General features: G+C 60.5%; 3 protein-coding genes. 2 read left to right on the forward strand and 1 reads right to left on the reverse strand.

Annotated features, from left to right (window positions below):
- The first annotated feature begins 60 nt into the window (after window positions 1–60).
- Both smc and ftsY read left to right on the forward strand, forming a co-directional pair.
- Entirely contained in the window at window positions 61–3,555 is a 3,495-nt protein-coding gene (smc, locus tag QP995_RS01230; RefSeq protein WP_284852833.1) for a chromosome segregation protein SMC, read from the forward strand.
- A 47-nt stretch (window positions 3,556–3,602) separates the two neighbouring features.
- Entirely contained in the window at window positions 3,603–5,162 is a 1,560-nt protein-coding gene (gene ftsY / locus QP995_RS01235) for a signal recognition particle-docking protein FtsY (protein ID WP_049171536.1), read from the forward strand.
- A 167-nt stretch (window positions 5,163–5,329) separates the two neighbouring features.
- Here the strand turns inward: ftsY and QP995_RS01240 are convergent, their stop codons facing one another.
- Complete coding sequence (locus QP995_RS01240) at window positions 5,330–6,079, reverse strand: hypothetical protein (RefSeq protein ID WP_048735495.1); 750 nt, start codon at window positions 6,077–6,079, stop codon at window positions 5,330–5,332.
- Window positions 6,080–6,274: the final 195 nt, after the last annotated feature.

Here is a 6,274-nt window from a genome sequence, read left to right on the forward strand (position 1 = left end):
ATGAGTGAGTGCTTGGGGTAATTCAGCTCCAAACCGTAACTACGGGTAAGATATTGCCCCATGTATTTGAAATCGCTGACTCTGAAGGGCTTTAAATCCTTCGCTTCGGCGACGACGATGAAATTTGAGCCCGGCATCTGCGCAGTTGTCGGCCCGAACGGATCCGGAAAGTCGAATGTCGTCGATGCCCTCGCGTGGGTTATGGGTGAGCATTCCGCCAAGACCCTCCGTGGCGGCAAAATGGAAGATGTCATCTTTGCGGGTACCTCCGGGCGAAAGCCCTTGGGGCGCGCGGAGGTTACTCTTACCATCGACAATTCCGATGGGGCACTTCCCATTCAATATAAGGAAGTCTCTGTCACGCGTCGCATGTACCGCGACGGCGCAAGTGAGTACGAAATCAACGGTTCTCGCGTCCGCCTCATGGATGTCCAAGAGCTCCTCAGCGACACCGGTATTGGCCGCGAGATGCACATCATCGTCGGCCAGGGCCGGCTTTCGCAGATTCTGGAGTCGCGGCCAGAGGAGCGTCGTGCGTTTATCGAAGAAGCAGCGGGTGTGCTCAAGCACCGCCGCCGCAAGGAGAAAGCGCAGCGCAAACTCCAGTCGATGCAGGCTAACCTCGACCGTCTGCAGGATCTGACAGGTGAGCTTGCCCGTCAGCTCAAACCGCTGAAGCGTCAGGCTGAGGCCGCCTCTCGCGCCCAGACTGTGCAGGCAGACCTGCGCGACGCCAAGTTGCGTTTGGCTGCCGCGGACTTCGTGGATTTGCAGGACAGCCTCAATGACATTGCTGGTCAAGCCAAGCTCATTGAGGAAAAGGTGGAGGCCGCCACGGAGCGAGCCGAGATTGCCGCTGAGCGCACTGCAGAACTCGAAGCCGAACTGGAGGACATCACTCCAGCTGCCGATGCTGCCCGTGATTTGTGGTTTCGTCTCTCCGCACTCGGTGAGCGTATTCAAGCGACGGCCCGCATCGCCGCCGATCGCGCGGCCGACCACTCCGTCGCTCCGTGGGTAGGCCCAGACCCGGACTTCCTGGAGCAGCGTGCCGACGACGCCGCCACCGAAGAAGCCACGCTCGCTGAGGCTGAGGCAGAGGCCCGCGAAAAACTGGAGGAAATCCGCGAAACGCTCTTCGATGCCGAGGAGACTTTCCGCGAAGCCGAAGCGGAGCACCTCGCGGCCGTTCGCGCAATCGCCGACCGTCGCGAAGGCGTGGTTCGTCTCATTTCCGCAGAAGAATCTCTGCGCACCCGCTTGGAAGCCGCCGAGGCCGAAGCTGCACGCCTTGCCGAGCAAACCAATGAGGCCGACGAACGCCGTGCCGATGCCACCGAAGCTGTGGAAAACGCCGCGCAGGAGCTAGCCGAGGCAGAATTCGAAGGTCCCGAGCTGCAGAGTGCTTATGAACAGGCCAACCGGGAAGCAGAGCTGGCCTCTACACGGTTGAAAGAACTCCGCGCTGACGAGCGCGACCTCGAGCGCAGCGTCTCAGGTCTTTCCGCCCGCATCGAAGCTCTGGAGACCGCCCGCACCGCCGCTGCCAACGACGGCACCGCGTGGCTACGTGAAAAGCACGAGCTCGGCGTTCTCTCTGAAGTCATCGATGTCGACGCTGGCTGGGAAAAAGCGCTCACTGCCGCCCTCGGCGCGGCCGCCGAAGCACTGGTCAGCGAGGGCAGTGGAGATTCGCTTATCGACGAGCTGGTGGCCACGGGCAAGGGCAGTGCCGTTGTTATCAATTCTGCGGATGCATCCGACTCTTGGCGCTTGGACATCACTCTGCCCGCACAGGCATCCTGGCTGCTCGATCATGTGACAGTGCCCGCGGAGCTTTCGGGTTCGTTGACCTCTCTGCTCGTTGACGTCGTGGCCTGCGACGACGAGCACGTCGCCCGTGAGCTGGTGACCCAGGATACTCGACTGCGCGTTGTTGACCGCGATGGTGTGCTGCGTGGCTCTGGTTGGGTAGCTGGCGGTGCTGGTGGCACTGCATCAGGTGTGGAAATCGCCGCCGACATTGCTAAGACTCGCGAAGAACTAGCAGAAGCACAGGTGCGTTTGAGTGACCTCGGTGGTGTGCTCTCCGGTGCACAGGCCGAAGAAGAGGACCGCCGCACGGACGCGGCGGCCGCCCGTGCTGCGCTGCGTGAACACCAGAGTCGTATGAAGGTCCTCACGGATGCCCGAACTCGGGCCACAGCGCAGCTGTCCGGCGTGGTGCATGATGCCGAACGCGCTGAGCAGCGCGGAGCCGAAGCCGCGGACCGAGTAACGAAGCTCCAGAAGGAGTTGGCGGAGGTCGCAGACCGCTTAGCTCGCGTTGACCGTGACCCCGAGGAGGGGGAACCGTCGACAAGCGAACGTGACCGTGCCTCGGAGGCGCTGACGGCTGTGCGCGCCATGGAAACAGAGGCGCGTCTGTCGCTGCGTACGGCAGAGGAGCGACTGTCGAGTGTACGAGGCAAGGCCGAGCGGCTCCGTCGCCAGGCTGCATCGGAGCGCGTAGCGAAGGCCCGCCATGAGCAGGCGCAGATGGCGAAGGTTGCCCAGCGCGAATTGGCAGAAGTTGTCGCGGAGCTGGCTGAGGATTTGCATGCGAAGGTCAACGTGTCGTTGGCGCGGGCAGAGGCCGATCGCGACGATGCCGAGGCGCAGAAGAAGACAGTGTCGCAGGCACTATCAGCGGCCCGGACGGAGGCAAATGCGGCGCAACGTGAGCTGGCACAGCTAACGGATTCCGCGCACCAGGGCGACATCGCCCGTGCGCAGGCGCAGGTCCGCGTGACCGAGGCTGCAGAGCGCATCGTCGACCAGTTGGGGCTGTCTGTCGATGACCTGCTCGCGGACTTTGCTCCTGATGAGAACTTCGACCGCGCAGCCGTGACGAAGCAGCTCAAACAGGCGGAGAAGGATCTGCGTGTGCTCGGCCGCGTCAACCCGTTGGCGCTGGAGGAGTATAAGGCGATGGAGGAGCGCTACTCTTTCCTATCCACGCAGCTCGATGATGTCCTCAAGGCCCGCCAGGACCTCACCGATGTTGTCGAGGAAGTCGATGCCACGATCCTGCAGCTCTTCACAGACGCGTGGAACGATGTCGAGGCAGAATTCCCCGCGGTCTTTCAAACGCTTTTCCCGGGCGGCGACGGACGACTGGTTCTCACTGAGCCGGACAACCTTCTCACGACAGGTATCGAGGTTGAAGCCCGCCCGCCGGGCAAAAAGGTTAAGCGGCTGTCGTTGCTCTCCGGCGGCGAGAAGTCGCTGACGGCGCTGGCAATGCTCGTCGCTATTTTCCGCGCGCGCCCGAGTCCCTTTTACGTACTCGACGAGGTTGAAGCCGCGCTTGACGACGTTAACCTGCGTCGCCTTATTGCGCTGCTCGAGGAACTCCGCGCGACCAGTCAGCTGATTGTCATTACGCACCAGAAGCCAACAATGGACGTTGCGAATGTGCTCTACGGCGTGACCATGCGGGGCGATGGTGTGACTCGAGTAATCTCGCAGCGAATGTCACCGGCATCCGCAACTCCGTCGACAGGAGCGGAGTAAGCGCGGAGTAAGTGAGGAAGAGTCGTTGATACTGCATAATGAGAGTTATGACTCCAACTCAGTGGATACTCCTTGTCGTCGCGATTGTCGTTATTATCGCGCTGCTCTTTGTTGTGGGCTATGTCCGCAGGAAGAACCAGCGCATTTCCTTTGCGAAGGAAGATACTAAGGAACTCACCCAGCAGGAGAAGTCTGGAAATTACCAGGCCACTAGTGGTTTTAACTTCGCTCCGGCCGGTGGTGGGACTGATACCCGCGAGAAGCAGCCGGTTGAAAAACCGATGCCGAAACCGGCGGAAAAGCCGATTGAAAAGCAGGCCCCGGAGCCAGAGGAAAAGCAGGCTGATATACCTGCCGATCAGCCGGACGGTTCACTGCTGAAACCAGAAGGTCGACTGGTTATTCCGGATAACCCCACCGAAATGGAGGGGGATTATGACCGCGTAATGCGGGAAATCCCAATCGATTTGCCAACGGCCGGGGAAGAGGAATCAGAGCCCGAGCCGGAACCACAACCAGAGCCCGAAGCAGAGCCTGAGGTAGAGGTAGTTCCTGCTCCTGAACCGGAGCTGGAGCCGGAGCCGACTCCCGAACCAGAACCGACGCCAGAGCCGGAGCCGGAAGCTGCGCCGGAGCCGACGCCAGAGCCAGAAGCAGAACAGCAGATTGACTCCATCGACCCGGCTGAGGGACGTCTGGGCCGCCTGCGCGGTCGTCTGTCACGGTCGCAGAATGCAATTGGCCAGTCTGTGCTCGGGATCTTGGGCGCGGGTGACCTTGATGAGGACGCGTGGGAAGAGGTTGAAGACATCCTGGTTATGGCTGACCTCGGTGCGGCTGCGACGCAGCGTGTCGTCGATAAGCTGCGCGAGCGTATTGCCAGCCAGAAGGTGAGCACGGAAGAGCAAGTGCGCGCCCTGCTGCGTGAGGTGTTGATTGAGGAGTGCAAGCCTGAGATGGACCGCTCCATCCGCGCACTTCCGCACGAGGGCAAGCCCGCAGTGATTCTGGTAGTCGGTGTCAACGGCACAGGTAAGACCACGACGACGGGCAAGCTGGCTCGTGTACTGGTCGCCGGTGGCCACCGTGTTGTTCTCGGCGCAGCGGATACCTTCCGTGCTGCTGCAGCCGACCAGCTGGAGACCTGGGGGCGACGCGTTGGCGCGGAGACCGTTCGCGGCGCTGAAGGCGCCGATCCTGCTTCTATTGCATTTGAGGCAGTTGCTCACGGTATCGAGTCCGGCGCTGATGTGGTGCTCATCGACACCGCCGGCCGCCTGCACACCAAGGTCGGTCTGATGGACCAACTGGACAAGATTAAGCGCGTGGTGGAGAAGAAGGCTCAGGTTGACGAAGTCATCCTGGTTTTGGACGCGACGGTTGGCCAAAATGGTCTACTGCAAGCTCGTACGTTCCGGGATGTAGTAGACATCACCGGCGTTGCCCTGACCAAGCTGGACGGTACCGCGAAGGGCGGCATTGTATTCCAGGTGCAAAACGAGCTCGGTGTGCCGGTGAAGTTGGTTGGCCTTGGTGAAGGTGCTGACCACCTGGCGCCGTTTGAGCCGGAGAGCTTCGTAGACGCACTGCTCGGCGGCCGCAAATAGTAACTAACATCGATGAGTGAATTTTCCATCGATTGGTGAGTACAGCGTCGCCCGTTGCCCCCGGCAAAAATAAAGGCCTCGGAGCCACCGCGTAGATTTCTGTAGAGGATACGCGGGGCTCCGGGGCCTTTAATGTTGAGGTGCTAGGAATCTAGCGGAGAGTTGTGCTAGGAATCCTTAGAATTCTTGCGTGCGAGGCGGGTAGCTGCCACGCCACCGACCAAGAGTGCAAGAGCGGCACCGCCGAGGGCAGTCGCCTGAACACCAGTGACTGCTAGCCCAGTGTTCTTGGTCCCGGTTTGCTTACCGTCATTCTTAGGGGTGTCGGGCTTGTCGCCTGGATTTTCCTCCCCAGGATTCTCGTCCTCCCCGGGCTGTTCGTCACCTGGGTTTTCATCGTCGCCCGGAGCGTCATCGCCTGGGTTCTCATCGTCGCCCGGAGTTTCGTCATCGGAGGTCGGACAGTAGCCGTAGACTCCGGTTGCCGGGTCGATCTTGCTCATATCACGCGGGGAACCGTCGGGGCACGTTGCGGTGTCATCAACTCCCGGCGGAATTCCGTCATTTTCTGGGGCATCTTCATCAGGCTCCGGAGTTGGGCCGGAATCATCTGAAGTGCCACAAGCACCGTAAGCCCCGGTTGCCGGGTCAATCTTACTCATGTCACGCGGGGAACCGTCGGGACAGGTCTGGGTGTCCTCAACGCCCGGTGGAATGCCATCGTTCGATGAACCTCCTGGATCCGGATTTGCAGCGTCATCTACACACTGGAAAGTACCGCCAACATTTTCAAAATGTTGACCGGCGGGGCATTCCGACGGGGCGGGGTCAGGAATCTGTGCGGTGGCGGCGCCAACGCCGATGAGCATGCCGGCTGAAGCGGCAGCGGCCACCATGGTCGAAGAGAGCTTCTTCATTTGGAAACCTCACAATGTCTATAGGAAAGCCCTGCAATCAAAGGACTTAAGGGGGAACACTGTTCACACTTTTGATTCTAATAACTAATTACAGTCTTTGGTGGTATGGGTTTGGGAAGGGGGGTGTCCCTATGTTTTTGTCAAGTGTCAGGCCGATGTTGGCGAGTACAGTCTTGGGGGTAGTTTCTTAGGCGT

The organism is Corynebacterium sp. MSK032 (assembly GCF_030232065.1).
GTDB classification, from domain to species: domain Bacteria; phylum Actinomycetota; class Actinomycetes; order Mycobacteriales; family Mycobacteriaceae; genus Corynebacterium; species Corynebacterium jeikeium_D.

Bases quoted from the DNA above. Each gene is read 5' to 3' on its own strand.
- QP995_RS01240 (WP_048735495.1), bottom strand. From the start codon at position 6,079: ATGAAGAAGCTCTCTTCGACCATGGTGGCCGCTGCCGCTTCAGCCGGC.
- ftsY (WP_049171536.1), top strand. From the start codon at position 3,603: ATGACTCCAACTCAGTGGATACTCCTTGTCGTCGCGATTGTCGTTATT.
- smc (WP_284852833.1), top strand. From the start codon at position 61: ATGTATTTGAAATCGCTGACTCTGAAGGGCTTTAAATCCTTCGCTTCG.